The organism is Mumia sp. ZJ430, assembly GCF_011751845.1.
Taxonomy (GTDB): Bacteria; Actinomycetota; Actinomycetes; order Propionibacteriales; family Nocardioidaceae; genus Mumia.
This window is the reverse complement of the sequence record NZ_JAAHFK010000001.1, coordinates 654,582-674,950: the sequence shown is the minus strand read 5'-3', so window position 1 is coordinate 674,950 and position 20,369 is coordinate 654,582. Positions and strand designations below refer to the sequence as shown.

The following is a 20,369-nucleotide window of genomic DNA, read 5'->3' as shown; positions in this document are numbered from 1 at the left end:
GCTGCGGACAGTGGACCTAGCACCACCTCGGTCCGGGACCTCGCCCCCCTGATCCGGAGCGCGCGAGACGGAATCGTCATGAGCGACGGATCCAGACGAACCGAGAGGTCATTATGACTACCACCGCACCACCTCCGCACAGGCAGGGCATTCGTCCCACGCGCCGCTCGCCGGTCGTGCGTGTCGCTCGCTGGAGCGCGACCCGTCCGTGGCGCGCGCTCGGGCTGTGGCTGACCCTGGTCGTCGGCGCGATCGCGCTCATGGCCGTGGTGCCGATGCAGAGCATGTCCGACGACGACTACGGCATCGGCGAGTCCGGCCGCGCGGCGGAGATGATCCGCGACGCCGGGCTCGAGCAGGCGCCGAGCGAGGTCGTCCTGATCACCGCCGACAGCGGAACGCTCGATCGTACGGCCGCCGAGCAGGCGTACGAGTCGCTGCGTGTCGGCGCTGAGGGCGTCGCACACGTCGAGGCAGTCGGGCCGCCCGTGTGGGCCGAGGACGGCTCCGCGATGCTCGTACCCCTGACGCTCGAGAAGGGTGTCGACGACCTCGACTCCACGGTCGAGGCGCTGCAGGACTCGACGGCCGAGGTCGCCGCGGCGAACCCCGCCCTCGACATCGCGCAGACCGGCGGCGAGTCCATCGGGACGCAGGTTGACGAGCGTGTTGGTGAGGACCTCTCCTCCGGTGAGATGCGCAGCCTGCCGATCACGTTCCTCATCATGATCGTCGCGTTCGGCGCCCTGATCGCCGCCGCGATCCCGGTCGCGCTCGCGTTCTCGTGCGTGCTGACCGCGATGGGCCTGTACGCGGTGGTGTCCGTGCTCGTGCCCGACTCGGGGACGGTCGCGAGCGTGATCCTCATGATCGGCATGGCGGTCGGCGTCGACTACTCGCTGTTCTACCTCAAGCGCGAGCGCGAGGAGCGGCTCAAGGGTGCCACCACGATCGACGCGATCGAGATCGCCGCGGCGACGTCCGGGCGCGCCATCATCGTCGCCGGCTTCGCCGTGATCGTCGCGATGTCCGGTCTGCTCCTGACCCGCGACACCGTCTTCGCCGGTCTTGCCATCGGCGCGATGCTCGTCGTCGCCGTGGCGATGGTCGGGTCCGTGACCGTGCTGCCGGCGCTGCTCGCGAAGCTCGGCCGCTGGGTCGACCGTCCGCGTGTCCCCGGCCTGTGGCGCCTCAACCGCCGCATCGGGACGGGCGGCATCAGCAAGCGCCTCATCAACCCGGTCCTGGCGCACCCGAAGACATCGCTCGCCGTGTCCCTCGGCGCACTCGTCGCGCTCTCGGCTCCCGCGCTCGGCATGACCTTGCACCAGGGCACGATCGACACCCTCCCGCAGGGCCTGCCGGCCGTCGCGACGTTCCAGAAGGTGCAGGAGCACTTCCCGGCCGAGCGTCCGACGCTCGAGGTCGTCGCGCGGGGTGACTCCGCCGACACGGCTGCGGTGAGCACCGCGCTCGAGTCGCTGGGAGCCCAGGCGCAGTCAGACGGGCTCGCCGCCAACGCGAACCCGGTCGTGGTCTCGGACGACGGGCGCACCTCCGTCCTGCGGCTGACCGCCGTCGGTCACGAGGGCGACGAGGGCAACGAGGACGCGGTCACCGCGCTCCGCGAGACCGCGATCCCGGCCGCACTCGACGATCTCGACGGGGTCAAGTGGGTCGTCGGCGGCGACGTCGCCGAGACGATGGACTCGCAGGACGCCCAGCGCGACGCGCTCCCGCTCGTCGTCGGGTTCGTGCTGCTCCTGACGATGCTGATGATGTGGACAGTGTTCCGCAGCGGGACGGTCGCGCTGCTCACGACGGGCCTCAACCTGCTCTCCGTCGGCGCCGCGTTCGGCGTGATGACGCTGGTCTTCCAGAACACCTGGGCCGAAGGGATGCTCAACTTCACGTCGCCGGGCTTCCTCGTGGACTGGGTGCCGTTGTTCTGCTTCGTGATCCTGGTTGGGCTCTCGATGGACTACCACGTCTTCGTGATGAGCCGCGTGCGTGAGGGGATGCGCCGCGGACTGTCGACGCGGCTCGCGGTCGAGTACGGAGTCCGGGAGACGGCGAGCGTCGTCACGAGCGCGGCTGCGGTGATGGTGTCGGTGTTCGCCGTCTTCGCCACGCTGTCGATGCTCGAGATGAAGCAGATGGGCGTCGGGCTCTCGGTCGCGATCCTGGTCGATGCCACGATCGTCCGGCTGGTCCTGCTGCCGGCGGCGCTGGTGCTGCTCGACAAGCGCCTCGGCGCCCTGCGTCGCCCGGAGCGGACGGGCGAGCGCGAGCTGGTCCCGACCGCCTGACAGGTCTTGAGGGATTGCGCCCACGGACTGGGCACAATCCCTCAAGATCCGTTCGTACGGGCGTGCGTCAGGTGCGCACCGCGCCACCGACGAGGGCCTGCACGTCCCGCACGATCAGGTCGATCGGGGTGTCGAGAAGGTCCTGCGGCAGGTAGGCGACGCGCGTCCACGACCCGGCAGGCCTGCGGTGCGTCCGGATCCGCAGCACCGACGTGCCGCGCAGGGGACCACGCTGACCGAGGTTCGTGAGGTCGCCCCACGTCAAGGACGCGAGCCGTGCGGGGCCCAGGTCGGGCCACGAGACGTCGATGCCGGAGCGTCGTACGGCCAACGCCACGTCCGGACCGCCAACGCGTGGCAGGCCCGCACGGAAGCGACGGGAAGAGACGAGCGCGTAGGCGGGCACGACGCCGACCATCAGGAGCAGCACCGAAAGCCACAGCGCCACGAGTCCGAGCACCGGGACCAGGGCAAGCATGCCGAGCGCCACCAAGAGGACGGCAGCGAGAGAGAACATGTACGCCCGGATCGCTCGGGCGAAGCGCTGCTCGTACGAAGGAAGCCGCTCGAGACGAAAGCGCACGACGCCGATGACGTCGTGCGCTGTCGCGTTGCCTGGCAGGTCCGAGGAGTCCGTCACGCCCGTGAGCGTACCGCCGGATCAGCTCCCCCAGGTCGGCCTCAGCGGGAAGTCGCTCGAACCGTCAGGCGCGGTCTTGGTCGCCAGCACGTGGTGGAGCTGGATGTTGTTGCGCTCGAAGCCGATCCGCGAGCCGGCCATGTAGAGCCCCCACACCCGGGCGGTGCCGACCCCCACCTCGGCGACGGCCTCGTCCCAGTTGTCCTTGAGGTTGCGGTTCCAGTCGCGCAGCGTCATCGCGTAGTGGAGCCGTAGGTTCTCCTCGTGGTGCACCTCGAGCCCCGCGTCCTGCACCGACGTGATGATGCGCCCGGAGCCGGTCAGCTCGCCGTCGGGGAAGACGTACCGGTCGATGAACTGTCCCGCTGTCGCCCGCGCCCGGTTGTCCGGCCGCGTGATGCAGTGGTTGAGCAGCCGGCCGCCGACCTTGAGGTGGTCGCGGATGAACCCGAAGTAGGACGCGTAGTTGTGGACACCGATGTGCTCGGTGAGGCCGATCGAGCTGATCGCGTCGAATCCGGTCTCGGTGATGTCGCGGTAGTCGGAGAACCGCACCTCGGCGACGTCGGACAGCCCCTCGCGCGCGATCGCCTCCTGGGCCCAGAGCGCCTGCTGCTCGGACAGGGTCGCACCGATGACCGTCACGCCGTAGTGCTTGGCCGCGTGGCGCACCATGCCGCCCCACCCGCACCCGATGTCGAGCAGGCGCTGCCCGGGCTGGAGATCGAGCTTGCGGCAGACCAGGTCGTACTTCTCGAACTGCGCCTCCTCGAGGCTCGCATCGGCCTTGGGGAAGACGGCACACGTGTATGTCATCGACGGTCCGAGGACCAGCTCGTAGAAGCGGTTGGAGACGTCGTAGTGGTGGTGGATCACCTCGGCGTCGCGTGCCTTGGAGTGGCGGAGGTGCTCGAGCGCTCGACGCCAACGAGGCAGCGACTCCTGCGGTGGGGCCGGCGGCGGGAGCAGGTGGGAGACGCCCAGCGCCCGGACCACCTTCAGCGTGTCGGCCACGCTCGGCGCGCGCAGCCGGGTCTTCTCCATGAGCAGCACCAGCGCGTCGTACGGGTCGCCGGGATGGGCGCCTTCGATGACGAGGTCCCCGGTGACGTAGGCGCGGGCGAACCCGAGGTCGCCGGGTGCGCTCATGATGTACGAAAGTCCGCGCTCGTTCTCCAGACGCACCCGGATGGTCGCGTCGGGCGGGCCGAGGGAGCTGCCGTCGTACGCCTCGAAGTGGAAGGCGAGGTCATCGCCTTGGAAGAGGACCTCGAGCGCTTCGCCGATCGTCATGGTGGGTCTGGTCGTCACAGTCATCGACGCTTCACCGCTTTCTCGTACAGCCCGGTCAGCCGGTCCTTGGGGTCGTAGGTGGTCTTCACCTCGGTGAGGTGCGGGGTGTTGTAGAGGTCGGCGAACGTCTCCGCGTCATAGAACGCCTCCGAGTAGAGCGACTTGTGGCCGCCCAGCTCGTGGACCTTGTGCTCGACACGGCGGTTGACCAGGCCCGCCGGTGCGTCGCCAGGGACCGCGACGGTGCCCCAGAACCCGACATTGACGTACGTCGTGCCCGGCTCGAGCGGGTAGAGCGGCCAACGGGTCGCGCTGCCAGGGCCACCTGGCTCGCGCAGCCGCAGCGGGCACAGCCAGACGGGACGCATGCCGACCGCCTCGTCGAACCAGGTGAGGAACTCCGCGAGCCGGTCGACGGAGACCTCGATGTCCTGGATGACCCGCTCACGCTTCTCGATGCCGTTGCGCTTGAGCACGTCGAGCTTGTGGGCGATCGCGTACTTGGTGTCGAGGCCGACGATCCGCTGGAACACGTCACTGCGCCGATGCTTCCGTGGCCACACCCGCCGGATCAACGGATTTTGTGCACCGAACGCGCCGCTGCACCAGAACCAGTCGGTGTCCCAGCGCCAGAGGTAGTCCGCCATGGTCAGCGCATCGGTGGTCCGCTCGGCGATCGAGCGGTAGTAGATCTGCTGTCCGGTGTAGTCGCTGACCTGCTGTGGCTCGTCCGTGAACTCCGCCAGCGTCAGGAACACCTCGCCGGGCGAGAACGCCGTCCCGTCGATCGCGTCGACCCGTACGCCGTCGTGGCTTCGCGCGTCGACGATCCGTGCGATCGCGTCGGCCGCCGAGTCCGGGTCGTCGAAGCGCAGGTGACGCAGGCGCACGAACGGCGGCGCCTTCTCGAGGAGGATGCGGATGCGCGTCGTGTAGCCGAGCGTCCCGTACGAGTTGGGGAAGGCGAGGAACAGGTCGCTGTGCTCCTCACGGCTGCACGTGACCACCTCGCCGGCGCCGGTGAAGACGTCCATCTCGACGACAGACTCGTGCGGCAGCCCGCTGCGGAAGGACGTGGCCTCGATGCCGAGACCGGTGACCGCACCGCCGAGCGTGATCGTGCGCAGCTGCGGCACGACGTACGGGATGTAGCCGCGGGCCAGCGTGACCGCCACGAGGTCTTCGTACGTGCACATGCCCTGGACGTCGGCGGTGGCCTCGCCGGTGGCGGGGTCGATGTCGACGCTCACCACGCCCGTCAGGCCCGAGACGTCCAGGCCGGGGGCGTCGGTCGCGTCGCGAGGGCGGAAGAGGTTGGTGGTGCGTTTGGCCAGCCGCACCGGCGCACCGCCAGGGATGGCGTCGTACGAGGCCTTGAGCCTGCGCACGGCGTCTTCGTGTGTCGCGTGTCCCACGAGGTCGCTCACGCACCTCAGGGTATGCACGACCCCTGACACCCGCTATACGGGTGTCCCGATTGTCAAGATCACGCCACGTAGCGCAGCGCCGCGACGTAGCCCTCGAACCCCAGCCCGACGATCACGCCGGTCGCGACGCCCGACAGGTAGGAGTGGTGCCGGAACTCCTCGCGCGTGTGCACGTTGGAGATGTGCACCTCGATCATCGGCGCGGTGAGCATCGCCGCAGCATCGCGGATGGCGACCGACGTGTGGGTCCACGCGCCGGCGTTGATGACGACGGGGTGACCGGCGTCGGCGGCGTCGTGGAGCCAGCCGATCATCTCGGCCTCGCTGTTGGTCTGCCGCACCTCGACCGTGAGGTCAAGCTCGGCGCCCGCCGCGTGGCACAGCGCGACCAGGTCGTCGTACGTCCGGTCGCCGTAGATCGTCGGCTCGCGCAGGCCGAGGCGGTTGAGGTTGGGGCCGTTGAGGACGAGGACGGTGGCCATCAGGGGTGCTCCTGGTTCGGTGCCGGTGCGGGCTCAGCGAAGTGCCACGCCAGTATCTCGGACGACGCGAGCGCCTTCACCCCCAACGGCCCCGCGCCGGACACGCGGACTGCGTCACCCGCGTCGAGCACGGTCCCGGCCACGTCGACAGAACCCCGCGTGACGTGCAGGTGGACCAGGCCGTCCTCGGGGAGCGCAACCACGTCGCCCGCGTCGAGCAATGCGGCGTGGAGCGTGACGCCCTCGCGCAGCCGAAGCACGTCGAGGAGGTAGCCGCGCGCACCCTGGAGGTCCCACTGCCGGTACGTGGGCGCGCCGGGGTCGGGATCCGCGAGCTCGTCGGCGGAGGGCGCGACCATCATCTGCAGGAAGCGCAGCGGCTCGGTCGCCGACGCGTTGCGTTCCGTGTGCTCGACACCGGTGCGGGCGCTGACGTGCTGCACCTCACCGGGCCGGATCACGCCACGTGTGCCCGTTGAGTCCTCGTGCGCGAGCGCCCCGTCGAGCACCCAGGTGACGATCTCGACGTCGCTGTGCTGGTGGCTGGCATACCCGGCACCCGGGTCGAGGCGCTCCTCGTTCACCGCGCGGAGCGGACCGAACGCGACGTTGTCGGGGTCGTAGTGGTCCCCGTACGAGAACGAGTGCCGCGTCGTGATGCCGTCGCGCCGTGTCTCGTTCCGCTCGTCGGCACGGATCACACGAGCGGGCCGCTGGTTGAGCCTGTCGAAACCCAGCCGCTGGTTGAGCCTGTCGAAACCCAGCCGCCGGTTGAGCCTGTCGAAACCCAGCCGCTGGTTGAGCCTGTCGAAACCCCTCATGCGTACCCCAGCTCGTGCAGCCGGTCGTCGTCGATGCCGAAGTAGTGCGCGATCTCGTGGGCGACGGTGATCCCGACCTCTTCGATCACGTCCTCTTCGACGTCGCAGATCGCGAGCGTCGGGTTGCGGTAGATCGTGATCCGGTCCGGCAGCACCCCACCGTACGCGGAGGTCCGCTCGGTGACAGGGATGCCGTCGTAGAGGCCGAGCAGCGTCGGGTCGTCGTCGGGGGCGTCGTCCTCGATGAGGAGCACGACGTTCTCGAGCAGCCCGGTCAGGTCCTCAGGCAGCGCGTCGAAGGCCTGCTCGACGAGCTCGGCGAAGCGGTCCGGCGACATGTCGATCACGAGCCCCAGTGTGCCGGAGTGCCCCCACACCCCGTCCCCGGCTTTGGCACCCGGACGATGCTGCCCGTACGATGAACCGTCCGCACCGTGGCGAACGGGGCGGGGCGCCCCCTTCGTCTAGCGGCCTAGGACGCCGCCCTTTCAAGGCGGTAGCGCGGGTTCGAATCCCGTAGGGGGTACCACCACTCAAAGGGGACCCCCCGTTTTGGAGCCGCTTGGGGCGTCCGCTAAAGTGGTGCTCGCACCGCTGAGCGGTGACAACTGAAGATCTGGCCCTGTAGCGCAGTTGGTTAGCGCGCCGCCCTGTCACGGCGGAGGTCGCGAGTTCGAGTCTCGTCAGGGTCGCCATCCACGAAGGTCCGAGCCATCCGGCTCGGACCTTCGTCGTTCCACGGTGACCCTTCCCACAGGTCGTTGCGGAACACACCTTTAATGATTGCCGTTTCAACAACCATGACCGCAACACTCCCCGAGTTGACGCTGCCCGCCGCCGCACAGGACCTCCTGTTCCGTGAGGCCAGGACCGCGAACGCCTTCACCGACGAGCCCGTGACCGCTGACGAGATCCGCGCCGTCTACGACCTCGTGAAGTACGGCCCGACCGCGATGAACAGCCAGCCGCTGCGCATCACCCTCGTGGCCAGTGACGAGGCGCGCCAGCGCCTCGTGCCGCACATGAACGACGGCAACCGCGCCAAGACCGGCGCCGCACCGCTCGTCGCGATCCTCTCCAGCGACGTCGACTTCCACGAGAACCTCCCCGAGGTGTTCCCTCACGCGCCGGGCATCCGCGACATGCTCCACGGCAACGTCGACGGCCGCGCCTCGATGGCCACGCTCAACGCAGGCCTCCAGATCGGCTACTTCATCGTGGGTCTGCGCGCCGCCGGCCTGTACGCGGGACCGATGACCGGCTTCGACGCCGCCGGCATCGACGCGGAGTTCTTCGGCGGAACCGCCCAGAAGACCCTCGTCGTGGTCAACATCGGCCACCCCGCCGAGGACGCGTACATGGATCGACTCCCCCGCCTCGACGAGTCGCGGGTCATCACCGTCGCCTGACCCGAACCGGTTTCTCCCGCCCCGGGCGCGCCTTGTATAGTAAGGCTCGCCCGGGTGCTCCCGGGCTGCTTCTTGAGGCGAGAGTCTTGACGAGGCAGACGGCCAGGTAGCTCAGTTGGTACGAGCGTCCGCCTGAAAAGCGGAAGGTCGCCGGTTCGACCCCGGCCCTGGCCACCACCACGATTCCCCGGCCCACGGCCGGGGAATCGTCGTTTCGGCACACAGTCGCCGGCCCGCCGTACGTACGGCGACTACCCTGGCCCCGTGTCCGCAGGCCTCAACGACGCAGCGCGCGGTAGCCGGCGTAGGCCAGCCCCACCGCGACGGCATCCTCGGCGAGCGCTGCAGGAAGGTCGGGACGGCCCGTGCGTGCCCAGGCACCTCGCCACGCCGCGCCCGCGTACGAGCCGGCCAGCGCAGCACCCGCACCGACTGCAGCGGGCACGAGACGACTCACGCCTCCGCTCCCAGCAAGCAGCGAGCCCGTCAAGGCGCCCGACGCGACGCGACCCGCCAACGGGGCGGCCTTCAGGCGGCTCGGCGTGCGCGGCAGCTTGTCGCCGACCAGCTCCGCCGCGACGCCGCTGAGGGCAGCAGCACGCGACCATGTCGACCGATTGCCGGTCGACATGCGCGCGACCACCGGCCCGAGCGTCGAGCGCCCGCCGGTCGCAGCACCGAGTACGACGCACGCGATCACGATCCGTCGCGTAAGTCTGTCGTCAGCCATCACGCATCTCCTCTGACTCTGCCTGGCCTCGAGGTCCCCCGACCCCTCGCCCGGCTCGCTCAGCCTAGAAGGTGCTTGCTCAGCTCGCGCGGCTCTCGTCCTCTGGGCCGAATCCCTCCTCAAGGAGGCGACGGACCTCCGCCTCGCGGAATCGACGGTGGCCGCCGAGAGTCCGGATCGAGCTGATCTTGCCTGCTTGGGCCCACCGCGTGACGGTTTTGGGCACAACTCGGAACATCTTGGCGACCTCGGACGGCGTAAGAAGGCGTTCCGCATCGGGGGAGTGCGAATCCATGGTTTGAATGATGCCAAACCCGCCCTTTGGAACCGAGAGGGCATGGCGAATACGTACCGAGATGTAACCGAACGTCGCAGAATTCGTACCACCCCTGTCACGCCACCGCATCCGGACGGGCACTCCTAGAGTGGACACACGACGCGGTGTGATCGACGAGGAATGTGGAGGTGGGGCGTGAGCGGTCTGCAGGTGTCTCCGTTCGGCAGCGGCCATGAGCAGGTGGTGTTCTGCCAGGACGAGCAGAGCGGGTTGAAGGCGATCGTCGCCGTGTGGTCCACGGCGCTCGGCCCGGGGCTCGGCGGGACCCGCTTCTATCCCTACGCGAGCGAGAGCGCCGCCCTCGCCGACGTGCTCGCCCTCTCTCGCGCCATGGCCTACAAGGCGTCGCTGGCGGGGCTCGATCTCGGCGGCGGCAAGGCCGTCATCATCGGTGACCCGCAGCGCGACAAGTCCGAGGCGAGGCTGCGGGCGTACGGGCGGTTCGTGGAGTCGCTGCACGGTCGCTACTACACGGCGTGCGACGTCGGGACGTTCTCCGAGGACATGGACGTGATCGCGCGCGAGACGTCGTACGTGACGGGGCGGACGACCGCGCACGGCGGTGCCGGCGACTCGTCGGTGCTCACCGCGTACGGCGTGTTCCAGGGCATGCGGGCCTGCGCCGAGTTCGTCTGGGACAGCCCCTCGCTTGCGGGCCGTACGGTCGGTGTCGCCGGTATCGGCAAGGTCGGGCGACACCTCGTGGAGCACCTGGTGGCCGACGGCGCCGACGTCGTGGTGACCGACGTCAACTCTGCGGCCATCGAGAGCGTGCGCACCGCTCACCCGAGCGTGCGCGCCGTCGCCGACACGGCCGCGCTGGTCCGCGAGCCGCTCGACGTGTACGCGCCGTGCGCGCTCGGCGGTGCGCTCGACGACGAGACGGTGTCCGTGCTGACTGCGCGCATCGTGTGCGGCGGCGCCAACAACCAGCTGGCGCACGCCGGCACCGAGGACCTGCTGGCCGACCGGGGGGTCGTGTACGCGCCCGACTACTGCGTCAACGCAGGTGGGCTGATCCAGGTCGCCGACGAGCTCGAGGGATTCTCGTTCGAGCGGGCGAAGGCGCGTGCGACCCGGATCCACGCGACCACGCTCGACGTGCTGCACCGCGCCAAGGACGAGGGCATCGCGCCCTCGACGGCGGCCGACCGCATCGCCGAGCAGCGCATGCGTGAGGTCTCCCGGCTGCGCGGCATCCTGCTGCCCTGACCCCGACGACCCCGCAAACGGGAGGCCAGAGGGCCGGGCGCTCAGTCGTCGTCGAGGTGCAGCGCGTGCTTCAGGCGGTGCGTGATCATCCGGCGCGTCGTGACCGCGTTGCTCCGACCCTGCTTCCAGTAGCCGGAGATGTCGGCCGTCGCGCCGTTGACGAGGCCGTGCCCCTTGGCCCACCGGCGTACGGGTTTGAGCAGCCCGGCCTCACCGCCGGCCCACAGCGTCCACGGCTCGTCCGCGGGCAGGTCGAGCGCAGCGAGGAACGGACCGAAGCCGTCCGCGCCCGTGCCGTCGTCCTCGTGGAGCCAGGTGACCTCGACCCCGTCGCGTACGGCGAGCTGCTGCTGCTCAGCGGCATCCGGGACGAGCACCGCGACCCGCGCACGGACGCCCCCGGGCAGCTCCTCGAGCATCCGTGCGACCGCGGGCAGGGCGGTGTGGTCGGCGAGGATCACGCGGTACGTGAATGCGTCGGGCGTCGCGTGGCCGCAGCGCGGCCCGGCGACCCACAGCCGGTCCCCCGGCTCGACCGACTGCGCCCAGTCCGACGCGAGTCCGCCAGGGTGGACGACGAAGTCCATCCAGACCTCGCCAGCCTCCGCGTCGTACCGGCGCACCGTGTACTCCCGCGTGGGCGGGAAGGGCCGGGGCCAGTCGAGATGGTCGCCGTCGGGGACCGGGTGGCGCGTCACGCCGGTGTCGGGGTCGGGGAAGACGAGCTTCACGTGCTCGTCGGGCGTCCTCGCCTCCCAGCTCGTGCCGGCGAAGTCGCCCCCGAGCACCAGCCGCACCATGCGGGGCGTGAGCTGCTCGCGCCGCAGCACCTCGAGCTCGCGCGCCCCGATGGGGTGCTCGACGTCCTCGAGCACCGGTCCCTCGAGCGCCACCGCGTCACTGCGCCGCGGCATACGCCTCAGCCACCTTCGCGATGTCGGCGGCCTGCCGGTCGGCCGCCTCGAACGTGTAGATCGTGCCGGAGGTCAGCGGGTACGCGTGCCCGGCCGCAGCGGCGGGGAGACGCTTCCAGGATGGCATCGCGAGGAGCTTCTCGTTCTCCGCGGAGACCTCACCCCCGAGTCCCGTGTCGTAGAGCAGCACGTTGCTCGTGTTCAGGCTCGACAGGTTCTCCGTCGCGAGCTCGGCCGAGTAGCGCTCGGGGTCGTCGGTGTAGGTCGGGTTGTAGCCGAAGCCGGCCGCCTCGAGGCGGCGGTACGTGAGCGACTTGCTCGTGTCGACGTAGAGGACGGACTCGGAATAGCCGAGCGACGTGGCGCTCGCATCGGCCAGCGCGTCACCGTACTGGTCCTTGATCGCGGCGAGCCTCTCGTTCAGCGCCTTGTCCCGCTCCTCGAAGTCCGTCGTCTTGCCGACCAGGTCGGCGACAACCGGGTAGTTGTCCCACACGTCGGTCGGCTCGGCGATCTTGAGGATCACGGTCGGCGCGACCTCCGAGATCGCCTCGTAGTCGATCCCGAGGCCGCCGTTGTCCATCCCGATGATGAGGTCGGGGTCGGCCTCGATGACCTTCTCGACGTCGATGCCCTCCCAGCTGCCGATGACTGGGGTGTCCTTCACCTCGGCGAACTGCTCGGCCGGGATCTCCTCGGCCATCAGCTCGGCCTCGAGCTGACCGACGGGCTTCACACCGAGCTCGGTGAGCATCGCGCCGGTCCGCCAGAGCGCGACGACGCGCTTCGGCTCGGTCGGGATCTCGACCTTCTCGCCCGTGAAGGGCGACTCGACCGTCCGGGTCTCGCCCTCACCGCCGGCAGCCTGGTCGTCGCCCCCGCCACAGCCGGAGACGGCCAGCGCCGAGGCGGCCAGCAGCGCGGCCACCGTCTTGAGAGAGCTTCTGAGTCGCATGTCACTCCTCGTCCGCGACCGGCTTCGCACCCGGTCGCACCATTCGATGATTGGTAAGGCTAACCTAAGACCGTGAAGACGCCATCTCCCGGGTCGCCAGCCGGACGCCACACGGCACTGGCCTTCGCCCTGCTGGCCGCGACGGTCGTGGCCGCCGTCGTCAGCCTCGCGGTCGGGAGCAGGACCATCGGCTTCGGCGAGGTGCTGGGCGCACTGTTCAGCGGCGTCGACTCCGACAATGCGACGGTGATCACCTCCCAGCGGCTTCCCCGTACGGTGCTCGCGCTCGTCGCGGGGGCGGCGCTGGGTGTCGCCGGAGCGCTCATGCAGGGCCACACCCGCAACCCGCTCGCCGAGCCGGGGCTGTTCGGAGTCAACGCCGGGGCCACGTTCGGCGTCGCGGTGCTGGTCTTCGTCTTCGGCGTCGAGGCGAGGGGAGCGACGGTCGTCGCTGCGCTGGTCGGCGCGGGGACGGTGTCGGCGGTGGTCTTCCTTCTCGGCCTGGGCAGCCTGCGCCGAGGCGCGATGGTGATGCTCGCCGTCCTTGGTACGACGATGGCGGCGCTGCTGTCCGCCCTCACCTCGGCGCTGATCCTGCTCGACCGTCAGACGCTGGACGTCCTGCGGTTCTGGGAGGTCGGCGCGGTCTCGAACCGTGACCTCGACCTCGCGGTGCCGCTGCTCGCGATCGCGTGCGTCGGGTTCGTGCTGGCCGCCGCGAACGCGTTCTCGCTCAACGCCCTCGCGCTGGGTGAGGACGTCGCCCAGGCGCTGGGGACGCGGGTACGCCGGGCGCGCGTGGTCGGGATCGCCGGCGTGACGATGCTGGCGGGCGCGGCGACCGCGGTGTGTGGTCCGATCGCGTTCGTGGGCCTCGTCGCGCCGCACGTCGCGCGGGTGCTGAGCGGGCACGACTACCGCTGGCTCGTGCCGTACGCGGCGCTGATCGGCGCCGTCGTCCTCACGGCGGCCGACACGTTCGGGCGCGTCGCCGCGCCGCCCGGCGAGCTCCAGGCAGGTGTGGTGGTCGTGGTGGTCGGGGCTCCGTTGTTGATCGCGATCACACGGCGCCGAAGGCTGGTCGCGCTGTGAGCGCGCGTCAGGACCGCGTTGTGAGCGCGCGGGCGGGCGTCCGGTTCGGCCCGTTCGGCATGCTCGTACGCCGCCGGGCCGCGCTGTGGGGCGTGGGCGTCGTCGCCGTGCTGGTGGGGACGACCTTGTTCGCGGTGTTCACCGGCACGCTCGACCTACCCGCCTCGCGAGTGTGGGCGACGCTGCTCGGCGAGGGGTCGCGGGTGGACGAGCTGGTCGTGATCGACCGCCGTCTCGTACGGGCGGTGGTGGCCGTGCTCGTCGGGTTCGTCCTCGGCCTGAGCGGCGCGCTCACCCAGACCGTGACACGCAACCCGATCGCGACGCCCGACCTGCTCGGCGTGACGGCGGGCGCGAGCGCCGCGGCCGTCCTCGTCATCACGCAACCGTGGCTCGTCGAGACGATCACGGGCACCGCCACGGTCTCGCTCGTCGCTCCGGCCGCGATCGCGGGCGGCCTGCTGACGACGGCAGCGATCGTGGGCCTGGCTTGGCGGGGCGGCTTCGACGGGATGCGCCTGGTTCTGGTGGGACTGGGCGTGAACGCGATCGCCCTGGCGCTGGTCTCGTGGGGCCTCATGCGTGCCGACCTGGAGAGCGCGGCGGTCGCGACGCGATGGCTGACCGGGTCGTTGTCGGGGGTGCGCACCGCGGACCTGTGGCTGCTGCTGCCCGTCGTCGTGCTGGCCGCCGCGTGCAGCGTGGTCCTGTCGCGCGACCTCGGCGCCCTTCGCCTGGGCCGCGACGTGGCCGCGTCGTTGGGGACCCGACCGGCACGCGCGGAGGCATACGCGGTCGCGCTCGCCGTCGTGTCGGTCTCGGCAGCGACCGCGGTCGCCGGTCCTATCGGGTTCGTGGCGTTCGTCGCGCCGCAGGCTGCTCTGCGCCTGTTCGGCACGGCGGGTCCGACGCCGCTGGCCGCCGGCCTGGTCGGCGCCGCGGTGGTGCTGGTGTCCGACCAGACGGCGCAGCGGCTCCCCGTCGAGCTCCCGGTGGGGGTCGTCACCGCGGTGATCGGCGCGCCTGCTCTGATGTTCCTGCTCATCCGCTACGTACGGAGAACCAGTGTCTAGTCCGCTCCGCGCCGAGGGCGTGGTCGCCGGCTACGGCGGTCGCGACATCTTGCACGGGATCACGCTCGACATCCCGGCAGGTCAGGTCACGACCGTGATCGGGCCCAACGGCTGTGGCAAGTCCACGCTCCTGCGCACGCTCGCGGGCCTGCTGCGCCCGCACAAGGGCCAGGTGCTCCTCGACGGGGAGCCGCTGTCCTCGATCAAGCCGCGCGAGGTCGCCCGGACGATGGCTGTCCTCCCCCAGAGCCCGGTCGCGCCCGAGGGCATGAGCGTCGGCGACCTGGTCGCGCGCGGGCGGCAGCCGTACCAGCCCTGGTATCGCCAGTGGTCGGCCGAGGACGAGCGGATCGTCGCCGACGCCATGGCGGCGACCGGCGTGGAGGAGCTTGCCGACTCCGCCCTCGACGAGCTGTCGGGCGGCCAGCGCCAGCGCGCGTGGATCGCCATGGCACTCGCCCAGGACACCGAGCTGCTCCTCCTCGACGAGCCGACCACCCACCTCGACCTCGCGCACGCGGTCGAGGTGATGGACCTCGTCGTCCGGCTGCGCCGCGATACCGGCCGCACGATCGTCGTCGTGCTCCACGACCTCAACCTCGCCGCCCGCTACAGCGACCACCTCGTCGTCATCGACAACGGGCACGTGGTCACGCAGGGCACTCCCGCCGAGGTCATCGAGCCAGGCCTCCTCGCGAAGGCGTTCGGGCTCTCGGCCCACGTCTTCCCCGACCCGGTCGACCGCCTCCCGACGGTCATCCCCACACTCCATGGCTGAGGGCAGGCCGCTGACCGGCGGCGGGATCGTACGGCGCATGGTGCGCCGCAACACCGGTCGCCTCAGCGCCTCGTTCGCCCTGCTGTGCGTGTGGCAGCTCAGCGAGGCGCTCGTGCCGATCCTGATCGGTGTCATCATCGACCGCGCGATCGCGCCCAGCGACACCACCGCCTTCGTCGTCGGCGCAGCCGGCCTGTGCCTGCTGATGGGCACGCTCAGCTACTCCTACCGCTTTGGCGCCCGGATCGCCTTCAACGTCGTCCAGCGCGAGGAGCACGCCCTGCGCATGGAGGTCGCCGCGCACGTCTTGCACCCGCGCGGAGCCCGTACGGGGATGCTGCCGGGCGAGACGCTGTCGATCGCGACCGGCGACGCTCAGGCGGCCACGCTGGTCGTCCGCTGGATCGGCTTCACGGTGAGCTCGACGGTCGTCCTCATCGCGGCCGCGGCGTACCTGCTCTCGATCGACGTCGTCCTCGGCGTCGTCGTCCTCGTGGGGGTGCCGACCGCCGTCGGGCTCTCGCAGCTGATCAGCCCGTTCCTCGCCCGCCGCTTCAGCACCGAGCAGCAGGCCGTCGCCGAGGCCTCCGGCATGGCGACCGACCTCGTCCAGGGCATCCGCCCGCTGAAGGGCATCGGTGCGGAGCGCGCGGCGAGCGAGCGCTACCGCCGGTCGAGCCGTGGCGCCGAGCGTGCGGCCGTGGGGACGGTACGAGGCTGGGGCGCGATGGGCGCCATCACCAAGGCCCTCAGCGGCGTGCTGCTGGCAGCCGTCGCGCTCGTCGCCGGGCTGCGCGCGCTCGACGGCGAGCTGACGCTGGGGCAGTTCATCGCGATCGTCGGTCTCACGCAGTTCCTCGCCGAGCCCGTCGAGCTCGTCGCGCACATCGGCGCGCAGTTCGCGACCTCGTACGCCTCGGCGAAGCGCGTCGCCGCCTTCCTCGCGACCCCCCGCCTCGTCCCGCCGGGCACCGGGTCACCCTCTGCCGAGATGCCGTACGTCCTCGAGCTCACCGAGGTGGGCGGAGGCAGGCTGCGCCACGTGGACCTGCGCGCGGAGCCCGGCGAGCTCGTCGGCGTCGTGGTCGACGACCCGGCGGCCTCCGACGCGCTCGTCGACCTGCTCGCCGCCGAGGCCGAGCCTGAGTCGGGAGCCGTCCTTCTCGGCGGTACGCCGCTGACCGCGCTCGACGTCGACGCGCGCCGCGAGGTGCTGCTGACGGCCCGGCACCAGGTCGACCTGTTCGACGGCACGGTCGCCTCCAACGTCGACCCGCACGAAGCGCTCGACGACGCCGCCGTCCGCTCGCTCCTCGAGACGGTCGCCGCCGACGACCTCGTCGCCACCCATCCGGCAGGCCTCGCGCGGCCGGTCCGCGTCGACGGCGCGCTCTCGGGCGGCCAGCGCCAGCGCCTCGCCCTCGCGCGGGCGCTCGCGGCTGACGCACCGATCCTCGTGCTCCAGGACCCGACGTCCGCGGTCGACGCCGTCACCGAGCAGGAGATCGCCGCGCGGCTGTTTGCGCGCCGGCACCACGACGGGTCCCCGCGCGCGACGGTGGTCTTCACCAGCAGCCCCGCGCTGCTCGCCGGCGCAGACCGGGTGGTGGTCGTGATCGACGGTCGTACGGTCGCCTCCGGGCGGCACGCCGACCTGCTCGACCGGCCCGACTACCGAGAGCTGGTGCTGCGATGACCCGCCGCATCCTCCCCATCGCCTCCCGCCGCGACACGACGCGTCTTGCCTGGGCGCTGCTGCGCCAGCGGCGCGGACCGCTGATCACCTCCGCGGCCGCGTTCGCGCTCGCAGGCGCACTAGGCCTGGTCGCCCCGTGGGTGCTCGGCGACCTCGTCGACGTGATCAGCGACGGCGACGGCGACCGTACGACCGTCCTGCGCGGTGCCGCCGTGATCGCCGCCGCCGGGCTCGGCGCAGGCCTGTCCGCCGGGGTCGCCATCGCGGCGCTCGGCCATGCCGTCATCCCCGCGCTCGCTCGGCTGCGCGAAGAGGTCGTCGCGCGCGCCCTCGACCTCGAGCCCGACCGTCTGGAAGAGGCCGGGCGCGGTGACGTGCTCGCACGCGTCGGCGACGACGTCCGTACGGTCAGCACCTCGCTCGACGAGGGCGTCCCGATGACGATCGATGCACTCGTCGCCATCGGGTTCACCGCCGTCGGCCTGTCCGCCCTCGACTGGCGGCTCGGGCTTGCCGGCCTGTGCGCGATCCCGGTCTATGCGCTGGGGCTTCGCTGGTACCTCCCCCACTCCGGGCCCCGTTACCGCGCAGAGCGGGTCGCCGAGGGCGAGCGGGCAGAGGCGCTGCTGACCGGCCTGCAGAGTGCCTCGACCCTCCGCGCCCTGCGGTACGAGGATGCGTGGCGAGGACAGATCGAGAACCGGTCGTGGCAGGCGGCAACCGTGGCGATCGACGTCTTCCACCTGCTCACCCGGTTCTTCGCGCGGAGCAACAGGGCTGAGCTCATCGGCCTGCTCATGGTGCTCGGGACGGGCTTCCTCCTCGTACGAGGCGACCTCGCGACGGTCGGCGCGGCGACCACGGCCGCGCTCTTCTTCCACCGGCTGTTCAACCCGATCGGCGGGCTGCTCGCGACGTTCGACCAGGTGCAGGCGGCAGGGGCCTCGTTGGCGCGACTGGCCGGGCTGGCGCTGCTCCCCGCGAGCGACGCCGCGAGCCCGCCGGCGACAGCCACGCGTCCCGCCCTCGACCTGGCGGCGATCCACCACCAGTACGGCGAGGGCGACGAGATCCTCCACGACGTCTCCCTGCACGTCGCACCCGGCGAGAAGGTCGCCCTCGTGGGCGCCACCGGCGCGGGCAAGAGCACGCTCGCGCTGATCGCAGCAGGGCACCTCGTCCCCTCCCGCGGCAGCCGCACGCTCGACGGGACCTCGTACGACGACATGGGCGCGCAGGACGTCCGAGCCCGCGTCGCACTCGTCACGCAGCAGGTCCACGTCTTTGCCGGCACGGTGCGTGACAACCTCACGCTCGCGGCCCCGGAGGCTGCCCCCGACGCGGTCCAGGACGTGCTGGAGCGTACGCGCGCGAACGGGTGGGTCGCGGCGCTTCCGGACGGCCTCGACACGGTTGTCGGGGCGCACGGGCACGCCCTCACGCCCGCCCAGGCACAGCAGATCGCTCTGGCCCGTGTCCTCCTCGCCGACCGCCCCGTGGTCGTGCTCGACGAGGCCACCGCCGAAGCCGGATCATCCGGCGCGCGTCAGCTCGACGACGCAGCGGCGGAGGTCCTGCGCGGGCGTACGTCGCTCGTCGTCGCCCATCGCCTGAGCCAGGCCGTCACCGCCGACCGGATCGTCGTCCTCGACCACGGCAAGGTCGCCGAGGAGGGCACGCACGAGGAACTGCTCGCGTTCGGCGGCCAGTACGCCACGCTGTGGTCGTCCTGGTCGCGCGCCTGATCTCCGGGGAGATCGCCCGCCCCACACGTGACGCAGCCCGCGGGGATTCCCGGCGGGCTGCGTCAACGAATGTCAGTTCGGGGGGCCTGTTTCGCTTTCGGCGAAGTCGGCGTACTTCTCGAGAAGCTCGGGGTCCGGCTCTTCGACCTGGCCGTCGGGCTCACCATGGAGCTCGCGCTGCAACTGGTCGAAGTCGGTGTCGAGCGTCTGATACTTCAGGTTGCGTGCAACCTTCGTCTGCTTGGCTTTTGCACGGCCGCGCCCCATAGGGTCCGACCCCCTCGCGAAGTCTCGGAATGTGGTTTCTCGTAGGGGTAAGGCTACCTGTTCGCCCCAATGATGCGCGAACCGACCCGGCGGCTTGCCTCCGGGGACTCCGGGGCGCCGTCAGGTATGTGACATAGATCACACTACGCGGTAGTCACCGACCAGCTCGACCTCTCCGCCTGCACTATCAAGCACCTCGCCGCACGGCCACGCGTCCACTCCCTGGGCGCTCAGGACCTCGACGGCACGCTCAGCATCGGCGGCACCGACGAGGGCGACCATGCCGACTCCCATGTTGAGCGTCTGCTCCAGATCCGCACGACTGACCGACCCGAGCTCGCCCACAAGACCGAACACGGGACCCGGCGCCCACGTCGAACGCTCCACCCGGACCGACAGGTGCTCCGGGAGGACCCTCGCGAGGTTGGCAGCAAACCCGCCGCCCGTGATGTGCGACATCGCGTGGACATCCGTACGGGCTGCCAGCTCGAGGCACGGCTTGGCGTAGAGCCGCGTGGGCGTCAGCAGAGCCTCGCCCAGCGTGGAGCTGAGCTCGGGCACCTCGCGCTCGAGATCCCAGCCGGCGACGTCGAAGAACACCTTGCGCACCAGCGAGTAGCCGTTGGAGTGCAGCCCGGACGACGCCATCGCGATCACGACGTCACCCGCCTCGACCTTGTGGGCGCCGAGCAGCGACTCGGCCTCGACCACACCGGTCGTGGATCCTGCGATGTCGTACTCGTCAGGCCCGAGCAGGCCGGGGTGCTCCGCCGTCTCGCCACCGAGCAGCGCGCAGCCGGCCTCCTCGCACGCCTGGGCGATGCCCTTGACGATCGCGGCGACCCGCTCCGGCACGACCTTGCCGGTCGCGATGTAGTCGGTGAGGAACAAAGGCTCCGCCCCGCAGACGACGAGGTCGTCCACGAGCATGCCGACGAGGTCGTACCCGATCGTGTCGTGCACGTCCATGCGCTGGGCGATCACGACCTTGGTGCCGACACCGTCGGCCGAGGTCGCCAGGAGCGGGCGCTCGAACCGCTTGAGCTGTGAGGCGTCGAACAGCCCGGCGAACCCGCCGATGCCGCCGAGGACCTCGGGGCGGCGGGCCTTCTCGACCCACTCCTTCATCAGCTCGACGGCCCGGTCTCCGGCCTCGATAGAGACTCCGGCGCTTGCGTACGACGTCACG

20 protein-coding genes and 3 tRNA genes are annotated in these 20,369 nt (G+C 70.8%); 11 read left to right on the top strand and 12 right to left on the bottom strand.

Features of this window, described 5'->3' with window-relative positions:
• Positions 1 to 113: 113 nt before the first annotated feature.
• A complete protein-coding gene (locus HCT63_RS03240) occupies positions 114 to 2,309 on the top strand; it encodes an MMPL family transporter (protein ID WP_167001353.1) in 2,196 nt (731 codons plus the stop codon).
• A 67-nt stretch (positions 2,310 to 2,376) separates the two neighbouring features.
• Here HCT63_RS03240 and HCT63_RS03235 read toward each other — a convergent pair whose 3' ends face one another.
• From HCT63_RS03235 to HCT63_RS03210, 6 genes are read right to left on the bottom strand one after another with little or no spacing between them, the layout of a single operon-like run.
• Positions 2,377 to 2,949 (bottom strand): hypothetical protein, encoded by a 573-nt coding sequence (locus HCT63_RS03235; RefSeq protein WP_167001352.1) that lies wholly within the window; start codon positions 2,947 to 2,949, stop codon positions 2,377 to 2,379.
• A gap of 21 nt (positions 2,950 to 2,970) precedes the next feature.
• Positions 2,971 to 4,242, bottom strand: coding sequence for a cyclopropane-fatty-acyl-phospholipid synthase family protein (locus HCT63_RS03230; RefSeq protein WP_167001351.1), 1,272 nt, complete (start codon positions 4,240 to 4,242; stop codon positions 2,971 to 2,973).
• 20 nt (positions 4,243 to 4,262) lie between these two features.
• On the bottom strand, positions 4,263 to 5,669 hold the full coding sequence (locus HCT63_RS03225; protein WP_243842863.1) for an FAD-binding oxidoreductase: 1,407 nt from the start codon (positions 5,667 to 5,669) through the stop codon (positions 4,263 to 4,265).
• Between the two features lie 59 nt (positions 5,670 to 5,728).
• Positions 5,729 to 6,154: a type II 3-dehydroquinate dehydratase gene (gene aroQ, locus HCT63_RS03220; protein WP_208322300.1), complete on the bottom strand. Its 426-nt coding sequence runs from the start codon at positions 6,152 to 6,154 to the stop codon at positions 5,729 to 5,731.
• Positions 6,151 to 6,972 (bottom strand): pirin family protein, encoded by an 822-nt coding sequence (locus tag HCT63_RS03215; RefSeq protein WP_208322243.1) that lies wholly within the window; start codon positions 6,970 to 6,972, stop codon positions 6,151 to 6,153. Before HCT63_RS03215 ends, aroQ begins: the two co-directional genes overlap by 4 nt.
• Positions 6,969 to 7,310 (bottom strand): metallopeptidase family protein, encoded by a 342-nt coding sequence (locus tag HCT63_RS03210; RefSeq protein ID WP_167002283.1) that lies wholly within the window; start codon positions 7,308 to 7,310, stop codon positions 6,969 to 6,971. The genes HCT63_RS03215 and HCT63_RS03210 overlap by 4 nt, the downstream gene beginning before the upstream one ends.
• 115 nt (positions 7,311 to 7,425) lie before the next feature.
• On the opposite strand from HCT63_RS03210, the gene HCT63_RS03205 reads away from it, so the two are divergent.
• The 4 genes from HCT63_RS03205 (at position 7,426) to HCT63_RS03190 (ending at position 8,558) form a co-directional block, all read left to right on the top strand.
• Positions 7,426 to 7,501: transfer RNA gene (locus HCT63_RS03205), tRNA-Glu, on the top strand.
• A gap of 89 nt (positions 7,502 to 7,590) precedes the next feature.
• Positions 7,591 to 7,667 (top strand) — tRNA-Asp (locus HCT63_RS03200).
• Between the two features lie 105 nt (positions 7,668 to 7,772).
• Positions 7,773 to 8,381, top strand: a complete 609-nt coding sequence (locus HCT63_RS03195) for a malonic semialdehyde reductase (RefSeq protein ID WP_167001349.1) — start codon at positions 7,773 to 7,775, stop codon at positions 8,379 to 8,381.
• 100 nt (positions 8,382 to 8,481) lie between these two features.
• Positions 8,482 to 8,558 (top strand) — tRNA-Phe (locus HCT63_RS03190).
• 100 nt (positions 8,559 to 8,658) lie between these two features.
• Here HCT63_RS03190 and HCT63_RS03185 read toward each other — a convergent pair.
• Complete coding sequence (locus tag HCT63_RS03185; RefSeq protein ID WP_167001348.1) at positions 8,659 to 9,111, bottom strand: hypothetical protein; 453 nt, start codon at positions 9,109 to 9,111, stop codon at positions 8,659 to 8,661.
• 79 nt (positions 9,112 to 9,190) lie between these two features.
• A complete protein-coding gene (locus HCT63_RS03180) occupies positions 9,191 to 9,406 on the bottom strand; it encodes a BldC family transcriptional regulator (RefSeq protein WP_167001347.1) in 216 nt (71 codons plus the stop codon).
• A gap of 177 nt (positions 9,407 to 9,583) precedes the next feature.
• Here HCT63_RS03180 and HCT63_RS03175 point away from each other — a divergent pair, with 177 nt between their 5' ends.
• Positions 9,584 to 10,660: a Glu/Leu/Phe/Val dehydrogenase dimerization domain-containing protein gene (locus HCT63_RS03175; protein WP_243842862.1), complete on the top strand. Its 1,077-nt coding sequence runs from the start codon at positions 9,584 to 9,586 to the stop codon at positions 10,658 to 10,660.
• Positions 10,661 to 10,701: 41 nt separating this feature from the next.
• On the opposite strand, the gene HCT63_RS03170 is transcribed toward HCT63_RS03175, so the two are convergent.
• Entirely contained in the window at positions 10,702 to 11,574 is an 873-nt protein-coding gene (locus HCT63_RS03170) for a siderophore-interacting protein (protein WP_167001345.1), read from the bottom strand.
• Complete coding sequence (locus HCT63_RS03165) at positions 11,558 to 12,529, bottom strand: ABC transporter substrate-binding protein (RefSeq protein ID WP_167001344.1); 972 nt, start codon at positions 12,527 to 12,529, stop codon at positions 11,558 to 11,560. Before HCT63_RS03165 ends, HCT63_RS03170 begins: the two co-directional genes overlap by 17 nt.
• 72 nt (positions 12,530 to 12,601) lie before the next feature.
• Here HCT63_RS03165 and HCT63_RS03160 point away from each other — a divergent pair, with 72 nt between their 5' ends.
• From HCT63_RS03160 to HCT63_RS03140, 5 genes are read left to right on the top strand one after another with little or no spacing between them, the layout of a single operon-like run.
• Positions 12,602 to 13,621 (top strand): iron ABC transporter permease, encoded by a 1,020-nt coding sequence (locus HCT63_RS03160; RefSeq protein WP_243842861.1) that lies wholly within the window; start codon positions 12,602 to 12,604, stop codon positions 13,619 to 13,621.
• A gap of 20 nt (positions 13,622 to 13,641) precedes the next feature.
• The gene (locus HCT63_RS03155) at positions 13,642 to 14,694 is read left to right on the top strand and encodes an iron ABC transporter permease (RefSeq protein WP_208322241.1); all 1,053 of its coding nucleotides are present in this window, start codon (positions 13,642 to 13,644) and stop codon (positions 14,692 to 14,694) included.
• Entirely contained in the window at positions 14,687 to 15,472 is a 786-nt protein-coding gene (locus HCT63_RS03150; RefSeq protein ID WP_167001343.1) for an ABC transporter ATP-binding protein, read from the top strand. The genes HCT63_RS03155 and HCT63_RS03150 overlap by 8 nt, the downstream gene beginning before the upstream one ends.
• Complete coding sequence (locus HCT63_RS03145; protein ID WP_167001342.1) at positions 15,465 to 17,168, top strand: ABC transporter ATP-binding protein; 1,704 nt, start codon at positions 15,465 to 15,467, stop codon at positions 17,166 to 17,168. Before HCT63_RS03150 ends, HCT63_RS03145 begins: the two co-directional genes overlap by 8 nt.
• The gene (locus tag HCT63_RS03140) at positions 17,165 to 18,913 is read left to right on the top strand and encodes an ABC transporter ATP-binding protein (protein WP_167001341.1); all 1,749 of its coding nucleotides are present in this window, start codon (positions 17,165 to 17,167) and stop codon (positions 18,911 to 18,913) included. The genes HCT63_RS03145 and HCT63_RS03140 overlap by 4 nt, the downstream gene beginning before the upstream one ends.
• Positions 18,914 to 18,985: 72 nt before the next feature.
• Here HCT63_RS03140 and HCT63_RS03135 read toward each other — a convergent pair whose 3' ends face one another.
• Positions 18,986 to 19,180, bottom strand: coding sequence for a DUF3073 domain-containing protein (locus HCT63_RS03135; RefSeq protein WP_167001340.1), 195 nt, complete (start codon positions 19,178 to 19,180; stop codon positions 18,986 to 18,988).
• A 138-nt stretch (positions 19,181 to 19,318) separates the two neighbouring features.
• A complete protein-coding gene (gene purM / locus HCT63_RS03130; RefSeq protein WP_208322240.1) occupies positions 19,319 to 20,368 on the bottom strand; it encodes a phosphoribosylformylglycinamidine cyclo-ligase in 1,050 nt (349 codons plus the stop codon).
• Position 20,369 lies beyond the last annotated feature (1 nt).